Below are 21,042 nucleotides of genomic sequence, written 5' to 3'. Positions count from 1 at the left end.
GGACCGGAGGTGCTCTTAAGCGTAAAAAACTTACTCTTATAAAGGGGAGATGGGGGGATGTTACACCTCTAGGTCCTCCTCGGGACGCGGCTTCAGCCACCTCACGAGGACCCATCATTTAGGATTGCGATAGATTAATCTTCAAACAATTCCGGTAGGCGATCGCGCAATTCCTGATTCAATTGGGGGAGGCGATCGCGCAGGGACAAATACCACTGGTGACGTTCCCGATAATGCTGCGAGAGTAAGCGATTTTCAGCCACCCACTGATAAGCATTCTGCCCTAAACCCCGCCGCAAATCCAGATCCAGGATTAAAGATTCCAACTTTTTGCCAAACTCCCCCTCAGATCGATAAATTAACCCCGTTTTTCCCTCAATAATCGTGTTTTCATAGACCGTAGGACTTGCCACCACTGCCACCCCATGACCGGCACATTCCAGAAACTTTAAATCCGACTTCATACTATTAATCCGCGTGGGAGTTAAAGGCAGCAGCGCTACATCACAACTATGCAATACCTCCTGATAGGTTTCATAAGGAGAGAAGGGCAAAAACTCCTTATTCTTGACCTGTAATTGCTCAAAAAACTGGCGATCGTGCAGCACTTTCACCCGGACTTGCTGCTTATATTTTTGCAGAACTCGATTCAACTCTGGCATAATGGGTTGCCAATCCGCCTCGCGATTGAGCGCCCCAAAAAAGATGGTACAAGTCTGATCATCAGAATAAGTTCGCTTGGGTGGTAAATAGCCCAATTGATTTTTAAAGACGGCCACATTGGGATTATATTGGCGTAAAAAATCCGCCAAAGGTTCCGTAGAAGTTTGCACACCGTGACAACCGCGATAACTCAAAAAGAGGTTCTTTTCATATTCCGGACGGCGCAGGGGGTCATCATCAATTTCAGCAATAATTAAATAGCCTAATTGCAGCAGTTGTTTAAGTTTGACCACATCCTCGGGATAGTCCATAATGGTGCGTTGCCAGATAAATACTTTTTCCTCTTGAGGCAGTGCAGCATTCACATTGGCCGATCGCACATCCGAGATGGTTCGCACCCCTGGAATTGTCGCACTGAGGCGATCGGGTTCCAACACCCGAGGGCGATCGCACCCCGTCGGGGCCATAATAATTGTCTGAATTAACAACCGTCTCGGCGGCACTTCCGACTTAATTCCTCTCACCACATATTGAATCGCCCCCGTCTGAGTTTCAAACGTTTTCGGGTCAATTCCTAACCCTTGAACCACCGGGGCCATTAACTGCTGGAACTGTTGAAACGCCTGGGGTTTCCTGCCGCGAGTTTGAATTTCATAACTCTGTAAACCTGCCTGAAGGAATAACTTTTTCACCTCATCTAACGTAAAAAATCGTAAATGAGTGCGATCGAGCAACCCTTGGTCTTGATACTCCCAACTCCCGCGCAACAAATTAACAATCGCCGTCCAATGTTGAATATTGGGAATACAAGCCAAAACTTGACCCCCATCTTTCAACCATTTCACATGATGCTGCAAAACCCGCCAAGGATCAATTAAATGTTCCAACACATCCCCATACACCAAACAGTCAACCGACCCAGGCTCAAACTGTAACCGTTCATCCTCCAAATCCTCAACATTCGCAACAATTACCTCATCTAACCGTTGCGCTGCCACCGCTGCCGCCCCCTCATTAATTTCCACCCCAACATAACGCATAAGAGGATTAATCCGCTTATATTGCGCCCCCATCGCTCCGGCACCACAACCCACCTCAATAATCACCCCTGCATCTGCCGGTAAAACCTTCAACAAATCCGGATTCACCCGGTCATAATAATCAAAATCAGTCATAAATCTCTTCTCTAAATCTCTTCTGTGACAATCAGTGAAATCCGTGGTTCAACCCTCCCCCTCCCACCTTACCAACTGACTAATTTTTTCACTCCAAACCCTCCCAAAATGCTGCACTTCCAAAAAATTAGCCCTTGGCGGTGCCGGTTTATAAACCTTAAACGTCCGCATAATTCCCAGAGTCGCCGCACTTTCCAAAGGACCTACAAACCGGGTATCTCGGTCGAAAAAATAGGGTTGCTGCACCCAGTATTCCATCTGTCGGGCATTTAAGAAATAACAGCCCGAATGGGGATTACAAGTGCGCTGAAAAGTGACCGATTTACCCATAATCATGCCGGTGAGTTGAGGTTGTTCGGTAACATTTTGATAGGGTGCAGTAATTTGGGGGTGTAGTTCCCCATCGATGTAAATTTTGCCGATGCCGGGGTGAGTGGATTGTTCATAGCGGTTGGGTTGGAGGAGATTGCGATCGCCTACTTGTTGGGTAAACCAATTCAGCTTGATAAAAAACCAGGGGTCCTGCAAAATTAGGTCATCTTCCAGAAAACAGTAATAATCATACCCGCCTAAGCGTTCTCTCAAAAGGGCCTGACACTCAAATCCCAGCAGTAGCGGTTCCGCATCCGTGGGGTGATGGGTCCACAAATGGGAGGGGAGGGGAAGGCGATCGAGAATATGGTAGCCTTGGGTCGTGCAAATCACAATCTCAATTTGAGTCTCTAGGGATTGATTGGCGCTGATCGCAACCCGGTTGGCATAATCCGTGGCATACTGGGAGTTCCCAAATAACTGGTGCAATGCGGTGAGGTTTTGGGTGAGTGCTTGAATGCGCGGAGTGGAATCGTTGCGTTGAGCACCATATTTGCCAATCCCATCCGGGTTGAAAAAGTGAGCCAGGGTAAATAGGATTCGCATATAAATTTTAGGCTTTAATCCGATGAAGTTTGAGGCTTGTTCACGAGAGTTAATGACGACCTTTGCGACAATTTTAGATCCAGAACGTCAGGGGACGGCGATCGAAATTGGAGTGGGAACCCAGGATTATTATTTTGTAGATTTTGTCAAAGCTGGGTTTCCCACCTTGGCAGTGGAACCGGCCCCAGCAGAGGAACTACGGGTGACTTGTCAGCAGTTGAATGTCCCCCTGGAACAAGCGGCGATCGCCGAGAAAAATGGGGAAGTCACCCTGTATTTGGGGGAATATGAAGGTCAGCTTAATGTCAATTTGAACTCCTTAAATCCGGATTGGTGGGGAGTAGTCAACCCGCAACAGTCTGAGTTTCCCCATCAGAAGAGAACCCTAGCCAGCCTAAAGGTGCCTGCGTTTACGTTAAAAACTTTACTACAAAATCGAGGAATTGAGCGGCTTTCTATTTTAAAAGTTGATACAGAAGGCAGTGAATTTGGAATTATTAATGGACTGCGGGAGATTCCCCCCCAAACGTTACCCAGTTTGGTGCAATTTGAATATGGGGGAGGAGGCGATCGCCAAAGTCAGGAAGGGGGATGGAATCCTAAATATTTTCAGAACACCCTGGATTGTTTAGAGGTACTAAAAGCCCTAGGGTATGAATGGTTAGTGCTGATTGATCGGGATTTACCCCGTCCTTACTCTTTGGCACTTCAAGAGATTACTAACTTGGCCGAGATCTTTCATCCCCTGTCCCATGTCGGCAATGCGATCGCCTGCAAAACTCGCCACATTACCTCCCGAATTAACCTAGAATCCCTATGTCAGCCTTATCTCAATTATTCCCATAAATTAGCCCAAAGTCTGGTCAATTTAGGGTCCTCTAAAATTGTCCATTCCTTTAAATATCTTCTGCCTTATGTCATCATTCATCAGTATAAAATAAAACGACGTCCCTTGCGGGTCCTAGAGTATGGGCCAGGATGTAACACAGAGCAGTTTATCAAATCATTAGTCTGTCAGCAGATCGTCTCTGTGGAAGATAATGCGGGGTGGTATGAAAAATTTGCGCCCATCGTCCAATCTGCTCAAGGCATCGATATTGACTATCGATTAATTCAGGTTAAAAGTGAAGAAGGAAAAGCCTATTTAGGGGGACATTGCTGGACGGAATCAGAGATTTTAGAGTATTGCGAATACCCACTGAAATATGGTCCAGGCTATTTTGATATTATCTTTGTCGATGCAGGCGATCGCCAAGACGAAGTAACCATAAAAGGGCGCACTTATCCCGGTTGTCCCGTCCGCACTATCTGTTTAGAACTGGCTCATACCCTATTAGCAGATCAGGGGGTCGTTGTTCTCCATGATGTACCCGGTCCTTTTCCCACCATCAATCAGTCCTTAGTAGAACCAATTAAAACTTTTTCTGGCGTTAAAAGTTTTCCTCAAGTTTGTACAACTGTACTCTCTAATTCTGTTAATTTAGACGATTTTGAAGAATTTATTTCTAGCTTTTATCCCCAGAGGATTCCCCAAGACTCTTTCAAACCGGGGATGCCCTCTAGTCGGGAGAGTTCCCCTCCTGATCCAAAAATGTTGGATTTATCCCAACTTTTAGAGAAGCATTCTATCAACCCTCAAGGAGTCATTCATGTGGGGGCGAATGAAGGAGAAGAACTAAAAACCTATCAAAAACTTGGCATTAAAAAAGTCTTATTTATTGAAGCCAACCCCGCCGTTTTTCAGATCTTAAAAGCTAACTTAAGTGGCGTTCCCAACCTAATCGGGGTGAATTGTGCCATTTCCAATGTCAACGGAACTGCAACCTTGCACGTCACCTCAATGGATGCAGCCAGTTCTATTTTACCCCTGAAACGGGTTAAAGAGTATTACCCCGAGATTCAAGAAACCTATCAAATTCCTGTCCAATGTAAAACATTGGATACACTGCTGGAAGAATTAGGTTTAAATCCAGCGGATTTTAATCTATTGAATTTAGATATCCAAGGTGCAGAATTTTTAGCACTCCAAGGGGCCAAAAATCTGCTGCAACATATAGAAGCGATTAATACTGAAGTCAATTACGAGGAACTGTACGAAGGGACGCAATTAATTGACAAAATCGATGAATTATTAGCGGAATCCGACTTTGAGGGCGTTGCTACTGTCACCCCCTATCATCCTTCCTGGGGAGATGCGTTTTATGTAAAAAAGCCGCTCATCACCCTGTCTACCCTGGGTACTAATGGAAGGTTTGCTAATCAAATCTTTCAGTATGGGTTTTTAAAACTTTATGCTCAAACCCATCATCTGCGGGTAGAAACTCCCCAGTGGATTGGACAGTATTTATTTGGACATCAAGACCCCCCCTTATCTAAAAATTTACCTGAATTTAAAGATATCAGCAGCCGCACCCAGGACTCGCCGATTTTGCAACGGGAAACTCCCCTAAAAAATGTTGATATTTGGGGGTATTTTCAGTTTTCTACGCAATATTATTCCCAATATAAAGAGGAATTTTGTCGCCTGTTTCAACCCGTCCTTGAGGTGAAACAACAACTGGAGCCAGTGCGCGATCGCCTCCTTTCCCAAGGCAAAACCATTATCGGATTGCATATCCGACTCAAAGACTATGGCTTTTCCTACTTTTTCATCGCCCCTCTTATCTGGTATAAAACCTGGTTAGCCAAAATTTGGCCTACTGTGGAACAACCAATTTTATTCATTGCCAGTGACGAACCCGAAAAAGTCCTGCCGTATTTTGCCGAATATCAACCCATTACCGCCAAATCCCTGGGGGCCGAATTACCGAAAGCTGACTTTTATCCCGATTTTTACTTACTGAGTCATTGCGATATTCTAGCGATTTCTAACAGCACCTTTTCCTTTGTTGCCTCCATGCTCAATCGCCGGGGAACCTGCTTCATGCGTCCCCAATTGTCTGCTCAATCCCTGATTCCTTACGACCCTTGGAATAGTGAACCGATTTTGCATGATGCCAAAGTGCCGAGGAAGTATGAACCCGCCTGTCTGCGTCCCCTGCGAGAGCAAATCGCCGATCGCTGGTTAAGTTTAACCGGCGAGCCACTCAAACTCAGCTATTTGAGTGGCGTCGGTATCGACGCTAAAATGCTGCTAGATAAAGGGGTAAAAAATGAACCCTTGACGGATAGCGAAAGAGAGTTCATCCACAGGTTAAATTCAGAGATTAGCCCCCGATTGGATCAGCCCAAAGCGATGCAATCCTTTCTCGTAGCCATGTTATATCGGGATGCCTATCAACTTCCTTTACCCTATAACGGTGCGGCGATTCCCAAGTGGTTTTTATCGGATTTCTGGCAGTTTTTATTTGCAACACCCAGCGCTTTTTCTGAACAAAGAGAACCAGAACAATACTTTCACTACCTGGAGGGATTAGTTAACTATGTCCATTCCCATCTGTTCCAGAATCCCCATTCAGACTTGTGGCAGTATATAGCCTTATGTTTTATCCAATCCCATAATTTTAAATTCCTATCCGCCTGGGAAGGGAATGGGATAAAAATTGCCCAGAAACGGGGAGAAATTCTGGAATTGAGCCTAAAAAAATTAGGGCAGACTCTGGATTATGATTGTCCCCCTCGTCCCCCTTCGGCGGGGAAAATTCGTCTGGGAATTCTGCAACATAACTTTTTTGCGGCAAAGGAAACCCTGGTTACTTTGGCAGCCTTTGAGCATTTAGACCGACAGAAATTTGAGGTCCGCTTGTATGCGATCGCCCTGCAAGAGACCCCCTTGCAACAAACCTGCCAAAATTGTGCGCATAGCTTGGTGAAGCTGCCTCAGAAATTGGGGGAACAAGTAGAGAAAATTCGCGGGGATGATTTGGATATTCTGCTCATTGGCAGCGACATTAGCAGTCATACGACAGCGATCGCCCTCTTAGCTTGCCACCGCTTAGCTAGGGTCCAATGTACCGGGGCCTGGGTCGCCACTACCACGGGACTGCGGCAGATGGATTACTACATTACCGGGGATTTGATCGCCGGACCCAGGTTCCAAGACTACTATCAGGAACGAGTGGTTACCGTGGAAGGGTCCGGACTCTGTTTCGCCCGTCCCCAAACCCGGGAACAACCGCGAATCCAACCGACGCGCCACCGCTGGGGGACTCCAGAGGAAACCATCATCTTCATTTCCGGGGCCACTACCCACAAAATCGGTCCTCAGATTCGGGAAACCTGGGCCAAAATTTTGACCGCCGTGCCGAATTCGATTCTCGTGTTATATCCGTTTGGAGCAATGGGGGCCAAATTTTATCGCACCAGTCCCTACGATAATCAGACCCTGATAGTCTTCCAGCGATATGGAATTGACCCTAGGCGGTTCGTAGTAATTGAGCAGTTGAAGTCTTTAGAAGAACTGAAAGACAGTTTGCAGCAAGCCGATCTGTATTTAGACGCTTACCCGGATACGGGGGATTTATCCCTAATCGATCCGTTAGAAGTGGGACTGCCGATGGTAGTTCGGGAGGGGGAAGCCCCACAAACCCGGCGATCGTCGGCCCTATTGCGAGAGTTGCAGCTTGGAGAATGGATTGCCCAGAGTGAATCTGCCTACATTGACTTAGCTATTTCCCTAGGGACAAACCCGAAACAACGGGAACAGTATCGGCAGCAACTTCACCAGGGTTTCCCGAACAAAGGTCCCTGTGTGGATACCCGAGCTTATTCCGCCAAAATCGGAGCACTCTTGGAAAAACTGGTTCAAAGCCAAAATTTGAACCCAGTTCAAGGAAAAATAGCACTCCGGGACATAAAGTAGTCTGACCCGGTTAAGGTGGGCAACCTGTTTAAAGAAACCAATCCCGGTTGACTAGCGTCCCCGGTAGTAGAGAGAACTCAACGGCCTATCTACTAAGATAGTAAAGAGCCGTCAATTTTTTTCAGGGCAGCAACGGCAATCGGGAAAGGTCAGACAACAACAGGAGCAACGCTTAACGATGGGATGAGCGATGTATGGAATATGCCGGATTCAGTTTATCTGTGATGCCTTGATCCCTTCTCCAGGGGTAAGTCGATATCGACCCATCCCATCGTGGCATCCAAGCGAGTTTGACCGCCCCTTTATGATGGGAGAGCATCACCCAATTGCCCGAAACCCAACCCAAAACTCAATTCAGGAAACAAAAAGTGCTGGCAATGCCAACTAGGATTGGTTATATTTGTGGTCTTGTAGAGGTTGAACATGAGTGACCTTTTCCAAGTTGGCGACATAACGATTAAAGCAGAAGACATACCGGCCTTATTAAAGCGGTATCAGTTAGATCAGCAATTTTGTCGGGGTGTCGTCCTAGATCAAGGAATAGCCGAGGCAAATATCACGGCAAGCGATGAAGAACGCTTAAGAGCGCTTGAAGACTTTGCAGTGCAGCAAAAGCTAACCTCCCCTGAAATCCGGGAGGCGTGGCTTAAAAGCCAAGGCATGACCGAAGAACAGATGCAGGAGTCTGTGGTGCGACAGATATTGATAGAAAAATTCAAGACAACAACCTGGGGGCCAAAAGTTCAAAGTTATTTTATGACCCGCAAAACTGACCTGGATAAAGTGGTTTACTCCTTAATTCGGACACAGGATGCGGGTCTAGCCCAAGAAATCTATTTTCGGATTTCTGAAGGGGAACAAAGCTTTGCAGATGCGGCTGCCGAATACTCAAAAGGCCCAGAAAGCAGAACTGGGGGAATGCTGGGACCTGTTCCGGTGTCTCAACCCCATCCCCTAATTGGTAAACTGTTGTCGATTAGTCAACCGGGGCAACTCTGGCCGCCTCGACAATTGGACGTATGGTTCGTGATTATTCGATTAGAAAAATTTATTCCAGCCCAACTGGATGACAATATGCGTCGGCAATTAATCGACGAGATGTTTGAAAATTGGTGGCGAGAACAGGTGCAAAAAGTCGGGTCATTGCAGTCTATCGCGGGTTAGGCGCAGGTTTGTTTCATCATGACATCAACGATCGATCTCTCTCAAATTTCAGAATTTTTAAAGAAAACGGCCCCTTTTGATCGCCTGAGCGATCGGGCTTTGGAAAATCTGGCCACCCATTGCGAACTGTTGCGGTATCGGACGGGTCAACCGATTTTTGAGCTGGGCAAAATGCCGACTCAAGTGGCGGTGATTTACGAGGGCCAGGTGCGGGAATTGGCCCGTGATGAACGCAGCCAAAGCATGGTGAGTTTGCGGTTAGCCGGTCCGGGAGAAATTCTCGGGTGGGGTAGCTTGCTGCGGGGGGTGGCGGTAGACAGTGCGATCGCCTCACGGGAAGTGATCTGTGTCTGCATCCGGGCTAGTACCTTCTTAGAGCAGGTGAAATCCGAAAAGGTCTTCCGAGAAGCTTTTGATCAACAGGCCGCCTTAAATGAGGTGTTTGAGGTCCTCTCCGGGGAACTTCAGCGCCGAGCCGATGCGACCACCAATGCCAAAGACTTGACCCTGCAACTCCATCCCCAGGCAGTCGTCCTTAACATCCCAAAAGGGAAAGCTAATCTGACCGCACTTGATCGCGATCGCCTCTGGTTTCTCAGTAGCGGAACCATCGGCGAATTTAACAGAGGCAGCCGCCTAATTGTGGATGCCAACACCATTGGGAAACTCCCTTGTCCCGATGGGGCCCGAGTGGTGGGCTTACCCCTGTTTGATTTGGCAGGAACTGCGGTAACCCCCGAAAACAATGGGGGTGCGATCGCTGATTCCCATAGCGCGATCGCCCCCACGCCGACCGTCACCCCGACCGTAGTCGATCCCATTCCCTACGCCCCCGATCGCCCCCCGGAGATTGAAGCCGAAGAGAACACCCCACCCGGTAAAGTTAAATATCCCTTCATCCGAGGAAGAGGCCCTATTCAGGGGTCTTTGGCCTGTTTTCAAATGTTGGGGAAACAATATCAGATTCGGGTGCGCCGTGACGTCGTTCAGCGCGTCTTGGAAAATCAATATAACTCCCACGGCAAACTGACCCTACAATCCTGTGGGTCTGTTGCTGCCATGATGGGATTTAACGGGCAGTTGGTCACCGTCCCGGTAGAAGTCATCTCCCGGCTCAAAGCACCGGCGATGATTCGGTGGGAAAATAGCTTCGCCCTCTTATTCAGCGTCAGCGATCGCGAAATCGTTGCCGCAGTCCCCTCCAAAGGGCTCATTCGCCGCAAACCCCAAAAATTTATCCAGGAGTGGCAACTCGTCACCCCCACCGAAGAAGGCAAAGAAGGCACCGAACAGGTCCTCCTCCTCGTCCCTCCCGCAGAAGACAAACAAGACACCTTTAACTTCTGGTGGTTCGTTCCCGAACTCGGCAAATATAAAAGTGTCTTAGTCCAAGTCTTCCTCGCCTCCTTCTTCATTCAACTCTTTGGGTTAGCCAACCCCCTGATCACTCAGGTGATTATCGATAAAGTCATCGGGCAAAGAAGCCTAGAAACCCTGGATATCCTGGGTATATTGATGGTTTTAGTCGCCCTGTTTGAAGGGGCGCTCACCTGGTTACGCACCTATTTATTCGCAGACACCACCAACCGCATTGACTTGAACCTCGGGTCCCAGGTGATCGACCACCTGCTGCGACTACCCCTGGGTTACTTCGATCAACGGCGTGTCGGTGAACTCGCCGGACGGGTGAGCGAACTGGAAAAAATTCGCCAATTCCTCACCGGAACCGCCCTCACCGTCGTTCTCGATGCCGTATTTTCGGTGATTTATATCGCCGTCATGCTCTCCTACAGCCTGTTGATGACCGCCGTCGCTTTGGCTGTCGTCCCCCTGATGGCCCTGCTAATCGCCGGGGTCTCGCCCATTGTCGAACGCTTGTTACGCAAACGAGCCGAGCGTTACGCGGATACCCAGTCCTATCTCGTGGAGGTCCTCTCCGGTATTCAAACCGTGAAGGCCCAAAACATCGAACTCACCTCCCGGTGGAGTTGGTACGAGCGCTATGCTCGCTATATCAGCGCCGGGTTTAAAACCGTCGTCACCTCCACCACCGCCAGTTCCATCAGTACCTTATTAAATAAAGGATCGGGACTCGCCCTCCTGTGGGTGGGTGCTCATTTAGTTCTGAGTGACCCTCCTCAGATGTCCTTGGGTCAGTTGATCGCCTTCCGGATCATCGCCTCCAACGTCACCGGGTCCCTGCTGCGCTTCGTGCAAGTCTGGCAAACCTTCCAAGAAACCGCCATGTCTGTTGAACGTCTGCGGGATATCTTAGAGGCACATCCCGAGGCCGATGAACAGGACCGCAACAATATCCCCATGCCTGCGGTACAGGGTGCTGTCCGATTTGAAAACGTTTCCTTCCACTTTCCCCAGAGTAAATCTCTGCAATTGGCGAACATCAATCTGGAGTTTCAACCAGGGCAGTTTGTCGGCATTGTCGGGCAGAGTGGTTCCGGTAAGAGTACCTTGATGAAGCTGTTGCAACGGCTTTATGAACCGACAGGGGGTCGGATTTTGCTCGATGGCTATGATGTTTCTAAGGTGGAACTTTATTCCCTACGGAGTCAAATCGGTGTGGTCCTCCAGGATACCCTGCTGTTTAATGGGACGGTGCAGGAGAATATCGCTTTGACTAATCCAGATGCCGCCACTGATGAGATTATTAAAGCGGCCAAAATTGGCGTCGCCCACGAGTTTATTATGACCCTGCCCAATGGATATAACTCCGTTGTGGGAGAACGGGGTTCCTCCTTATCCGGGGGTCAGCGCCAACGGATTGCGATCGCCCGGACTGTCCTGCAAAATCCCCATCTGCTAATTTTGGACGAAGCTACCAGCGCCCTCGACTACAATTCCGAGCGCCTCGTTTGTGAAAACCTCGCCGATGCCTTTAAGGGTCGCACGGTCTTTTTCATCACCCACCGTCTAACTACCGTTAAAAAAGCCGATGTCATCCTCATGATGGACCAAGGCGCAGTGGTGGAACAAGGCACTCACGATGAATTAATGGCCCTCAAAGGTCTCTACTACTGTCTGTATCAACAACAGGAATCGCAAGTCTAAGAGAAATGGGCAAAATTCAGAGATGAGGGTCAAATCCCCCATCTCCCCATCTTCCCCATCTTCCCCATCTTCCCCATCTCCCCATCTTCCCCATCTCCCCCTCTTCCCCCTCTTCCCCCTCTTCCCCATCTCCCCATCCCCCATCCCCCATCCCTCCTAAAACCTAGCACCTAAAAACCATGAAATCAGCAGTTTTCGACCAACCTGTTATTTTAGAACGCCCGCCGATTTGGTCTAGTGTATTTATCTGGTTGATTATGGGTATGACCGCTTCGGGAGTCGGGTGGGCGGCCTGGGCGCAAATTGATCAATCGATTGCTGCCACGGGTAAATTAGAACCCCAGGGAGCGGTAGTTGAAGTGAAAGCCCCAACCAATGGTGTAGTGCGGGACATTCACGTTAAAGGCGGCCAGTTGGTAAAAAAAGGCCAACTCTTGGTGACTTTGGACGCGACGAATCCAGAGGCTGATGTGGAGTCTCTCAAGCAACAACGAGACGCCCTGATGCGAGAAAACCAGTTTTTTACAGCAGCACTCAGTGGTAATACCGTGGGAGAAGCGGGTTCTGAACTCGAAAACCTGACCAAACTGCGAGCAAATTTAATTTCTGAAACCCAATTTTTACAAGCCCAGCTCAATGGGGCCGCTGTCGCCAGCAATGGAGGGGAGTTCGACCTCAACCAAGAGCAATTGTTAATCGCTTCTCGAAACGAATCTCAGTCGCGGGAACAAGCGGTATCTTTGCGGGTAGATGAGTTGGAAAAACAACTCAACCAGGTGAATAACCAAATTCCCACGGCTCAAGGTCAAATTGCCATCTCTCAGGGACAATTAGAAACTGCCCGCAGACAATTAGAAACCGCCCAGCGGCAATTGCCTAATGTGATTGCTCAATTGGAGAATGCTAGACGGCAATATGTGGCCTCCCAACAACGCCTGGAAAATGCCAAACAAGACCTCCCGAAGGCTCGGGAACGGTTAGAAAATGCCCGTCGCCAATTACCGAGGGCGCTGGAACAACTGGAAACCGCCCGTCGGCAAATCCCCACGGCTCAAGCCCAACTGGAAACGGCAAAACAGGGCCTCGCGGTGAATCAAAGTATTATGGGCCGGATTCAACCTGTGGTGGCAGAAGGGGCATTGTCCGAGCTGCAACAAGAGCGCCAGGAACAAGAAATTTTGCGATCGCAAGCGGAAGTGTCTAATCGGGAAGCGGAATTGTTGAGTCGTCAGCAACAACTCGCGGCCCAGGAAGCTCAAATTTTGACCCAGCAAAATGAAATTTCCTCGCGGGAAGCTGAGGTGCTGCGAAGTGAAGATGAGATTGCCCGACGGGAAGAGGAACTTTTGCGATTTCAAAATGAAATTGGGGCGCGGGAATCAGAAATTTTAGGGGCTGAAAATGAGATTGCGGCCCGGGAGGGGGAAATTTTGCGCCTACAAAATGAATTGCTTTCGCGATCAGGAGAGGTCGATCGCCTCTTGAGTGAACAAGAACGGCTGAAGGTGGCGATGTCGCGATCGCGTCAAGAGGTCCAAAATACTCGCGCTATTTCCCAGCGCGATGTGTTAGCCCGCATTGCCGAAAATCAAAAACGCATTTCTGATATCAATGGACAACTCAGCCGCTTAAAACTGGAAAATGACAAGCGGATTTCTCAAATTGACGGACAGTTAGCCAAGGCTAATCTGGAACTCCAGTATCAAGAACTCAAGGCTCCCGTGGATGGGTATGTGTTTGATTTAAAACCCAATTCTCCCGGATATGTCACCCTGGCGCAATCCCCGGAACCTCTATTAAAAATCGTTCCGAATAATGAACTTGAAGCATCGGTTTACATCCAAAACCAAGATATTGCAATGGTGTTAGATGCCCTGCGGAAGAGTCAAGAGGACGGACAGCCTGGGGTCCCCGTTGAGATTAGTATCGAAGCTTTCCCGGCCACGGAATATGGTACGGTTCGGGGTGTGCTAACCTCGATTGGTTCTGATGTGTTGCCACCTGATGAAACCCGACGCTTTTATGCATTCCCGGCAACTATTATTTTAGATAGTGAAAAGTTCTTGTTGGATAATGGACTGCAAGTGAGTCTCCAGTCCGGTATGGCAGTGCAGGGTAATATTAAAATTGGCAAACGCAGTGTGCTCCAGATTTTCTTGAGCCGGATGACGAATAAGACTCGCAGCATTGAGACGGTGAAATAATTTCCTGTCTACAAGATGGCGGTTGGCGCTAAAACTCCTGCCGTCTGAGCGATATTTTTCAAGTTCTCATTTTGAACACTTGAAAAATATCGCCCGGATGAGCCTGGGCAAGGTGCGGTGGCGATCGCGGGTGGGCCTTCCGGGCGAGGCGATCGCGTCGGGGGCTGGTGAGCGATCGCCTCGCACGATTCCACTGCATCTGGCTTATGGTCCCACCTAAAAGTCGCGGGTCCTAGTGATTGCGCGATTGAGGGGTGTTACGACTGCTAACTACAGCTAGACTGGGTGGGGACTGATTCATCTCCGTAGGACTACAGCTAGGGAAGTGGAGGCTTGGGAAGGCGATCGGCTTTCTGTGAAAATGAGCAAGGCTTTAGTTTAATTTTAAATCAAGTGTTGTAGCTCCCTTCAAATTTCATGCAATTAATGGCAGATATTTTTTTATAACTTTTATCTCTTAACGTTCTCGCCCAACAATTTATGAATAACCGGCAAAGTATTCTTGCCTTAAATCTCAGGAATTTTATCAACTTTTGTTACCAACTGCCTAAAAACGTATAAAAACTCGGGCGTATTTTTAGACAGAGATATAGAGTAGTATAGTGCCTCTTGCAGCATTTGGACCTAGAGATAGCTTGGGTTGAAGGCTCGCACTACAAGAACATCCAGCATGGTTTTTTTGTTAAATTCCTGCAAGATTCGCTATATTTAAGCTAATCATTCCAGAAAATCTAGCCTTTACGGACATCGCTGTCCGTAAAAATAACGCCCCATTCCACAAAGCATTATTCATCGTCTGGCTCAAGAGTGGCCCCTCAAATTTCTGCATTTAACATTAGGCAGAGGCGAAAAATAAAATCTTATTTTCAATATAGGGCAGGACAAGTTAGTGCCTTATCCTTCCAGTTAACGGTAAAATTTACTGATATATTAACCCGGGTAGGAATTTGGCAGGGGTTCCAAGCCGGGTAACCTAGGTAGCGCCTAAAGCAAGTAAATATAGATTAGGGGATAAAAGCGCATAAAAGTAAGAGCAAATGCTGTGCAGCACTTGCTCTTACTCTTGTGCGCCATGCTGCCAAACGTACCGTTAGAGCATCACACCTTGCTCGCTTTCATTTAGGAAAAAATCCTCCAAGACTAGGCATGGAAGTAAATCTCCCAGGTTGGGTGGGCTATTTTTATTCATCGGCGATCGCTTAAATCAAATAAATTCGCTGCATCTCAGTTAATTTAGGATTAAACCAGCCTATTTTCGTGTCTGAAAAGGACTTAAGCTAACTTTCAAAATATCCTAGATTTTGCGCTCCTTTACTCGCGAAGCACTTCACAACTTTCTTAATTATTTTTTTATAAAAAATCCTAGCTTTTAATTCTAAAATAAGCTATCTTTTAAGATAGATCGGAAAGACAAAGCCTCAAGTTCCATTCAACCCATAGGGGTCAAAATTGATTGTAATATCTATCAAATACTGTATTAACGCTCTATATCAGTCCTAAATCAATGGAGTCATGGCTTCTTATGTGAAGCTCTTAGAGTGCCGCACATCAACAGCTATGCCTACTTGAAGAGCATCTGGCTCCCTGGCTTTGTTTCAAATCATTTAGTCGGGTTATATCATCCTGCCCCCACCCTAAAACCCACTCTAGTTAATTGGCAAATTGTTAACCCAATAGCATGAAAAATACTAACCGAAATTCAACCAAAAGTAAAGGTGTAGCTCTGTTACTTTGTTTTTTTCTGTGGTTTTTAGGCGCTCATGAGTTTTATTTAGGTCAGATAGTTCCAGGCATCCTCTACCTCCTTGGTTTTTTAATCTTATGCGTATTCCTGGGCTGGCTGATTATCCCCATCTTTATCTATTTAATCATTTGGGGACTAATTGCAGTTATCGAATTTTTTGTAATTTTATTTATGTCTACTGAAAATTTTGACCGCAAATACAATGGGATTTAATCTATGCAATTACCCCTAAAACATGGTAAAGCTAACATCAAGAAAATGAGCTTAGTGCCTTTTGTTATCTTAGGAATACTGGCCTTTACTGGAACTTCAAGCTTAAATTTAAGTTACTTTTGGAGGGGTTATGTTGTCTTATTAGAGACTCAAGCGGGTCTAGTAATCCTCTATTTTTTGATGCATAAGCTCTCTAAGATTTATGCTGCAAAACCTTAATTGTATCCACTCATGTGGGTATAATAATGCTATCAATTGACGCCTTTTAAGGGTGATCACTTCACTAGAATAATCGGGGAAAAATCATGAAAAGTAAAAGTGTTGCCATTTTATTAACCTTTTTTCTAGGAGGAATTGGAGTACACAAATTTTATCTAGGACAAAATCTAGGAGGGGTATTGTATCTACTATTTAGCTGGACTTTTATCCCCGCTTTAATTGCATTTTTTGAGTTTATTGGATTGCTCTTGATGTCCGATCAACAGTTTGATGCTAAATTCAATGGCATCCCAATGGGTGGAGGGAGCTTATCTGGGAACGGGCGCTCTGCCCGAGACACGACTGGCGCTCTGAGTGAATTAAAAAATCTCTATGATATGGGAGCTATTACCCCAGAAGAATATGAAGAAAAGCGCAAGAAACTCTTAAAAGATTTGTAACATTCATCTGTTGGAAACCATCATGTCTAAAGATCCGTTGTCGTTAGAGAGAACCCCTAATTGGGTATGGTATTCGATGATTCCCGGATTGGGAGGATTAGCGATCGCCTATGCCGGAAAAAAAACCAATACTACATCTTGGATTGTCATAGGACTGGGAATGACCGGATTTACCTTATTCCTAGCTGAGACTAGCTTAATGTTCCCGATTTGGGTAGCTCAAATTGGTCTAGCTTGGTATTTCAAAAAAGGGTTTTTAGATAAAATGTCTTCCCCCGAATTAACGGTGCAGGCCAATTTTAATGGAAGTACATCTATCTCTAAAAAAAAGGTAAAAATAGATATAAATAAGTGTTCAAAAAATGATTTAGTTCAGGAATTGAACTTACCTATTGTTTATGCTAATGATATTGAGGCACTACGAAATGAAGGATATATTTTTACAGATCCAGAAGAATTGTCAGATATGGTAGGAATTCCTGAAACAACAGTTCAACGAATTGCCAATTTTATTGTTTTTGGGTATGACTATAAACAAGAATCAGATTTCTCTTGGCGGCGTCTCAACAGTTACTCTTTAGAGGAATTAATGACCGTTGGCCTTCAAAAAGAAGTCGCTCAAAAAATAGTGAATGAGCGAAAGCGTGGGGAATACAAATCCGTTATTGATGTCAAACGACGAACACAACTACCTTTGGCTACTTATCGTCAAATTATTTAAATAACTGGACCGTACAAATTTCGGTGAGGTAATGAACACCACCCCCCAGCCATGCCAGGACTGATACTACTATATCTTGAACAACCGCAAGGAATTATAAAATAGACTATAACATTATAGGCCACATGGAGCCGGTCGATGGGTTTTTCAATGTTGTCAATCAATCCATTTACTTATTGTGAAAGGAGTTAAGCGAATAACCTATTTAACTGATGAACGCCGGTGGATAGTTCAGTTTTTATGAGACTCCTGGTAGAAATATTATTTACTTATACGGAATCCGGTTTTCAAAAGTCTATAAAAAACTGCACCCATGCTTGGTGGGTCTACACAAACAAAGCCTGCGAAGGCAGGCTAACATAAAAAATCTACTTCTAACAACCGGATTTTTTATTACTGGATTCAACCGGCGGAATGTACGACAGTTATGTTGTCGGTTCGGTTAGGATAACTTTTCTTGGGTGCGATCGCGATAAATTTGGGCGACTTTATCATCTGGATTTTTGCACAAACACCGTTCAAACAGTTCCTGAGCTTCCTCCGGTGAGTTCTGGTTATAGTAAAACAAGGCGGTTTCAAAGTCCTGTTTTGTCTCTAGCTTGGAAACTTTCAAATCCGGTGGATCGGCATCAAAAACTTCATAAACGGTGACTAATTCTGATTTACCTTTGACTTTAACCGTGTCGATTTGGCGAATTCCATACTGAGCGGGATTTTTTAACTGGGAAAAGGTGCGATCAGAAATTAACAAGGAAACCTCATATTGTTTGGTGAGTCCTTCAATTCGGGAGGCTAAGTTGACGGCATCTCCGATCGCTGTTCCATCCATGCGAGTTTTTCCCCCTACGGTTCCTAACATTAAATCCCCGGTATTGATGCCAATGCCAATTTTAATCGGCTGTTCTCCCGTGGCGAGGCGATCGCGATTATATTCCCTGAGACTTCGTAACATCTCTATTCCCGCTTGCACGGCATCATCGGCTTCCCCATTAAATAAGGCCATAATCGCATCGCCAATATATTTATCAATAAACCCCTTATTGGCTGCGATCGCCGGTTCCATTCGCGACAAATAAGCATTAATAAACTTAAATGTCTCTTCCGGCGTCATCCGTTCACTTAAACTTGTAAAATCCCGAATATCTGAAAATAAGATTGACATTGACTGATTCACACTATCGCTCAATTTAACATCAATAATGCTCTCCTTATTCAGCATTTGTAAAAATTCACGGGGAACAAAGCGACTGTAAGCTAGGTTAATATGTGAAAGTCTTAAATGTGTTTTAATCCGCGCCAATAATTCATTCTTGGAAATGGGTTTGGTCAAATAATCATTCGCCCCAGAACCAAAACCTTCCACGAGGACATCAATTTGAGTTTTGGCCGTTAACATTAAAATCGGGACTTCCGTCGCTGGAAACACATCCCGCAATTTCTGACAGACTTCTAACCCAGTCATTTGGGGCATCATGACATCTAGTAATATCAAATCCGGCTTAAACCCGCGCTGAATCACATCTAAGGCTTCCATCCCATTAGAGGCTTGAGTAATCGCATAATTTTGTAGGGAAAGATGATTCACCAATACTTGCAAATTAATCGGCTCATCATCCACAATTAAAATCTTAAATTGTTCCGAATTTTCCTCGGCTTTTAAAAAGGTTAAAGTAGCGACTGACTCCTCGGGGGATATGGGTGCTTTACCGGAGGAATCAAAGGCGACTGACTCACGCTGTTCCTTGATAATTTGCGTCGTCACCGATGGGTAAGTCAACCGTTCCCCATTGGATACCTCAACGGGTGCGATCGGTAAAGTAAAGGTAAATCGAGACCCTACTCCCACCGTGGATTTTACCGTTATTTCTCCCCCATGCAACTCCACAAGCTGCTTAGTAATAGATAACCCCAATCCCGTGCCACCATATTCCCGTGCCGTAGAACCGTCCGCTTGTTCAAAAGACTCAAAAATTCGCTCTAACTTGTCCGAGGCAATCCCAATTCCCGTATCAGAAACCGTAATCGCTAAATAGTCAGGATGATCTGGAGTATCCGCGACAGATTTGCACAACTGCGCCGACACTTCAATGACACCGATGGAGGTAAATTTAATCCCATTGGCAACTAAATTTTGTAAAATTTGCTGGACCCGATTCTCATCGGCTAAAACTAACGGAATCTCCGCCGGAATCTCATTGATTAATTTTAAATCCTTGGACCCAATTAAAGGCTGACAGATAGAGAGGGTAATTTCTGCAATTTCTCTCATGCCAATCGGCTTGAGTTGCAGTTCAATGGTTTTATGTTTTAACTTGGAAAAATCAAGCAGGTCATTAACTAGATGGACCAGGCGATATCCACAGTAGACAATCATCCCTAAATTTTTCTGTTGGAGGGAGGTCACGGCGCCTGCGGCCCCATCAATTAGCGACTCAGCTAGACCAATAATGCCATTGAGGGGCGTTCGTAATTCGTGAGAGGTATTGGCTAAAAACTCATCTTTGAGGCGATCGAGGTGTTTTAATTCCAAATTGGCCTGTTTGAGGGCATCTTCACTATTTCTGAGGGCAGTGGTGGCACGATTGACGGCACCCTGGAGTCTTGCTGGTGTACTGACTAGAATAAACACCAAACCCCCAGCTAATAGCGCTAAGACGGAGCCTCCTGCCCATAACCATCGGGAAAAGGGGGCGATCGCAGGCCATCCTTCAGCCGGGATTGCCGCTAACTGCCAAGATCCATTGGGCAGAATCACGGATAACAACACCGGACTTTGCCTAAAAATTTGGGGGTCCCCGAAAAATACCCCTCCGGCAGCCCCCAATCCATCGTTCCCCCGGATGGCATATTTTAGTCGGGAATCAGCATCGAACAATCCGGCCTCGGTAAACAAGATATCGCGATCGATAATAATCCCCACCATCCCCCAGTAGGACCCGCTTCCGGGTTCTGCACCGGGAGGGGTCAAAAATATCGGGGTGCGACTAATAAAAGCCAGTCCTTGAGGAAACAGGTCCAGAGGTCCAGCCAAGACTGTGCTGCGGGTATTAATGGCCCGCAGAATTGCTTCCCGTTCAGCGGGAATCGTCATCGGATCAAACCCGATCGCCGCCTCATTCCCCGCTAGGGGATACATATGGCTAACAATGGTGTTTTTATAAAGGGCAATACTGCGAATTCCCGCTTGGTTGGCGACAATCACCCGAGCTAGGTTATCAAACTGCTTGGGGTCAATGTCGGAATTGAGGGCGCTAATATAAGCGACTAAACCCCGTTCCAGAAACAACCGCTGGTTTAATCCTTGTTCTAATCGGGCCCGGATGGCGCTGACTTTATTCAAGACATTGGCGCGATGCTGCTGTTTCCAGCGCTGTTGTTCAGAATAGTTGAGGATTGCTACTCCAGCTAACAGCAATGCCACCGTGACTGATGCTGCGATATAGGGGAGCAGACGAGCTTTCAGCGCCCAATTTACAGGTCTGCTTGAAAAGCTGGTTGCGAAATATTTATGAAACAATTGCATTACCATAGAGGATAAACGCAAAGGCGTTTAGGGAAACTACCGCGCTACATAGAAAGTACACGATCTTGATTCTTGGTTCCTTGGGATCAAGAATGCCACTGGCTACCCTGAACCTTAAATTGGATAGCGCCCTCTATCCAGGCCCCTCTGGGTCTTTGAAAAGGCTCGGGTTGCCACCGTCCCTGGATTGG

General features: G+C 46.5%; 12 protein-coding genes. 9 read left to right on the top strand and 3 right to left on the bottom strand.

The window, feature by feature from the left end; translation table 11 throughout:
- Window positions 1–134: 134 nt before the first annotated feature.
- Both NG792_RS17945 and NG792_RS17940 read right to left on the bottom strand, forming a co-directional pair.
- The gene (locus NG792_RS17945; RefSeq protein ID WP_261236284.1) at window positions 135–1,838 is read right to left on the bottom strand and encodes a methyltransferase domain-containing protein; all 1,704 of its coding nucleotides are present in this window, start codon (window positions 1,836–1,838) and stop codon (window positions 135–137) included.
- Window positions 1,839–1,886: 48 nt separating this feature from the next.
- Window positions 1,887–2,756, bottom strand: a complete 870-nt coding sequence (locus NG792_RS17940) for a calcium-binding protein (RefSeq protein WP_261236283.1) — start codon at window positions 2,754–2,756, stop codon at window positions 1,887–1,889.
- A gap of 52 nt (window positions 2,757–2,808) precedes the next feature.
- Between NG792_RS17940 and NG792_RS17935 the strand changes: the two genes are divergently transcribed.
- From NG792_RS17935 to NG792_RS17895, 9 genes are all read left to right on the top strand, one after another.
- Window positions 2,809–7,557: an FkbM family methyltransferase gene (locus NG792_RS17935; RefSeq protein ID WP_261236282.1), complete on the top strand. Its 4,749-nt coding sequence runs from the start codon at window positions 2,809–2,811 to the stop codon at window positions 7,555–7,557.
- 423 nt (window positions 7,558–7,980) lie between these two features.
- On the top strand, window positions 7,981–8,721 hold the full coding sequence (locus NG792_RS17930; protein ID WP_261236281.1) for a peptidylprolyl isomerase: 741 nt from the start codon (window positions 7,981–7,983) through the stop codon (window positions 8,719–8,721).
- An 18-nt stretch (window positions 8,722–8,739) separates the two neighbouring features.
- On the top strand, window positions 8,740–11,787 hold the full coding sequence (locus NG792_RS17925; RefSeq protein ID WP_261197624.1) for a peptidase domain-containing ABC transporter: 3,048 nt from the start codon (window positions 8,740–8,742) through the stop codon (window positions 11,785–11,787).
- A gap of 179 nt (window positions 11,788–11,966) precedes the next feature.
- Window positions 11,967–13,991 (top strand): beta-barrel domain-containing protein, encoded by a 2,025-nt coding sequence (locus NG792_RS17920; protein WP_261236280.1) that lies wholly within the window; start codon window positions 11,967–11,969, stop codon window positions 13,989–13,991.
- Between the two features lie 97 nt (window positions 13,992–14,088).
- Entirely contained in the window at window positions 14,089–14,211 is a 123-nt protein-coding gene (locus NG792_RS17915) for a hypothetical protein (protein WP_261236279.1), read from the top strand.
- 1,458 nt (window positions 14,212–15,669) lie between these two features.
- On the top strand, window positions 15,670–15,948 hold the full coding sequence (locus NG792_RS17910) for a TM2 domain-containing protein (protein ID WP_261236278.1): 279 nt from the start codon (window positions 15,670–15,672) through the stop codon (window positions 15,946–15,948).
- A gap of 3 nt (window positions 15,949–15,951) precedes the next feature.
- A complete protein-coding gene (locus tag NG792_RS17905) occupies window positions 15,952–16,167 on the top strand; it encodes a hypothetical protein (protein WP_261236277.1) in 216 nt (71 codons plus the stop codon).
- A gap of 86 nt (window positions 16,168–16,253) precedes the next feature.
- A complete protein-coding gene (locus NG792_RS17900; protein WP_261197621.1) occupies window positions 16,254–16,607 on the top strand; it encodes an NINE protein in 354 nt (117 codons plus the stop codon).
- A gap of 22 nt (window positions 16,608–16,629) precedes the next feature.
- On the top strand, window positions 16,630–17,328 hold the full coding sequence (locus NG792_RS17895; protein ID WP_261197620.1) for a helix-hairpin-helix domain-containing protein: 699 nt from the start codon (window positions 16,630–16,632) through the stop codon (window positions 17,326–17,328).
- 442 nt (window positions 17,329–17,770) lie between these two features.
- Here NG792_RS17895 and NG792_RS17890 read toward each other — a convergent pair whose 3' ends face one another.
- Window positions 17,771–20,857, bottom strand: coding sequence for an ATP-binding protein (locus tag NG792_RS17890; RefSeq protein ID WP_261236276.1), 3,087 nt, complete (start codon window positions 20,855–20,857; stop codon window positions 17,771–17,773).
- Window positions 20,858–21,042: the final 185 nt, after the last annotated feature.

It is taken from the genome of Laspinema olomoucense D3b (assembly GCF_025370785.1).
GTDB classification, from domain to species: domain Bacteria; phylum Cyanobacteriota; class Cyanobacteriia; order Cyanobacteriales; family Laspinemataceae; genus Laspinema; species Laspinema olomoucense.
This window is presented reverse-complemented; position numbering and strand designations above follow the sequence as displayed.

Bases quoted from the DNA above. Each gene is read 5' to 3' on its own strand.
- NG792_RS17910 (WP_261236278.1), top strand. From the start codon at position 15,670: ATGAAAAATACTAACCGAAATTCAACCAAAAGTAAAGGTGTAGCTCTG.
- NG792_RS17890 (WP_261236276.1), bottom strand. From the start codon at position 20,857: ATGGTAATGCAATTGTTTCATAAATATTTCGCAACCAGCTTTTCAAGC.
- NG792_RS17920 (WP_261236280.1), top strand. From the start codon at position 11,967: ATGAAATCAGCAGTTTTCGACCAACCTGTTATTTTAGAACGCCCGCCG.
- NG792_RS17905 (WP_261236277.1), top strand. From the start codon at position 15,952: ATGCAATTACCCCTAAAACATGGTAAAGCTAACATCAAGAAAATGAGC.
- NG792_RS17900 (WP_261197621.1), top strand. From the start codon at position 16,254: ATGAAAAGTAAAAGTGTTGCCATTTTATTAACCTTTTTTCTAGGAGGA.
- NG792_RS17940 (WP_261236283.1), bottom strand. From the start codon at position 2,756: ATGCGAATCCTATTTACCCTGGCTCACTTTTTCAACCCGGATGGGATT.
- NG792_RS17915 (WP_261236279.1), top strand. From the start codon at position 14,089: ATGAGCCTGGGCAAGGTGCGGTGGCGATCGCGGGTGGGCCTTCCGGGC.
- NG792_RS17930 (WP_261236281.1), top strand. From the start codon at position 7,981: ATGAGTGACCTTTTCCAAGTTGGCGACATAACGATTAAAGCAGAAGAC.
- NG792_RS17895 (WP_261197620.1), top strand. From the start codon at position 16,630: ATGTCTAAAGATCCGTTGTCGTTAGAGAGAACCCCTAATTGGGTATGG.
- NG792_RS17945 (WP_261236284.1), bottom strand. From the start codon at position 1,838: ATGACTGATTTTGATTATTATGACCGGGTGAATCCGGATTTGTTGAAG.
- NG792_RS17935 (WP_261236282.1), top strand. From the start codon at position 2,809: ATGACGACCTTTGCGACAATTTTAGATCCAGAACGTCAGGGGACGGCG.
- NG792_RS17925 (WP_261197624.1), top strand. From the start codon at position 8,740: ATGACATCAACGATCGATCTCTCTCAAATTTCAGAATTTTTAAAGAAA.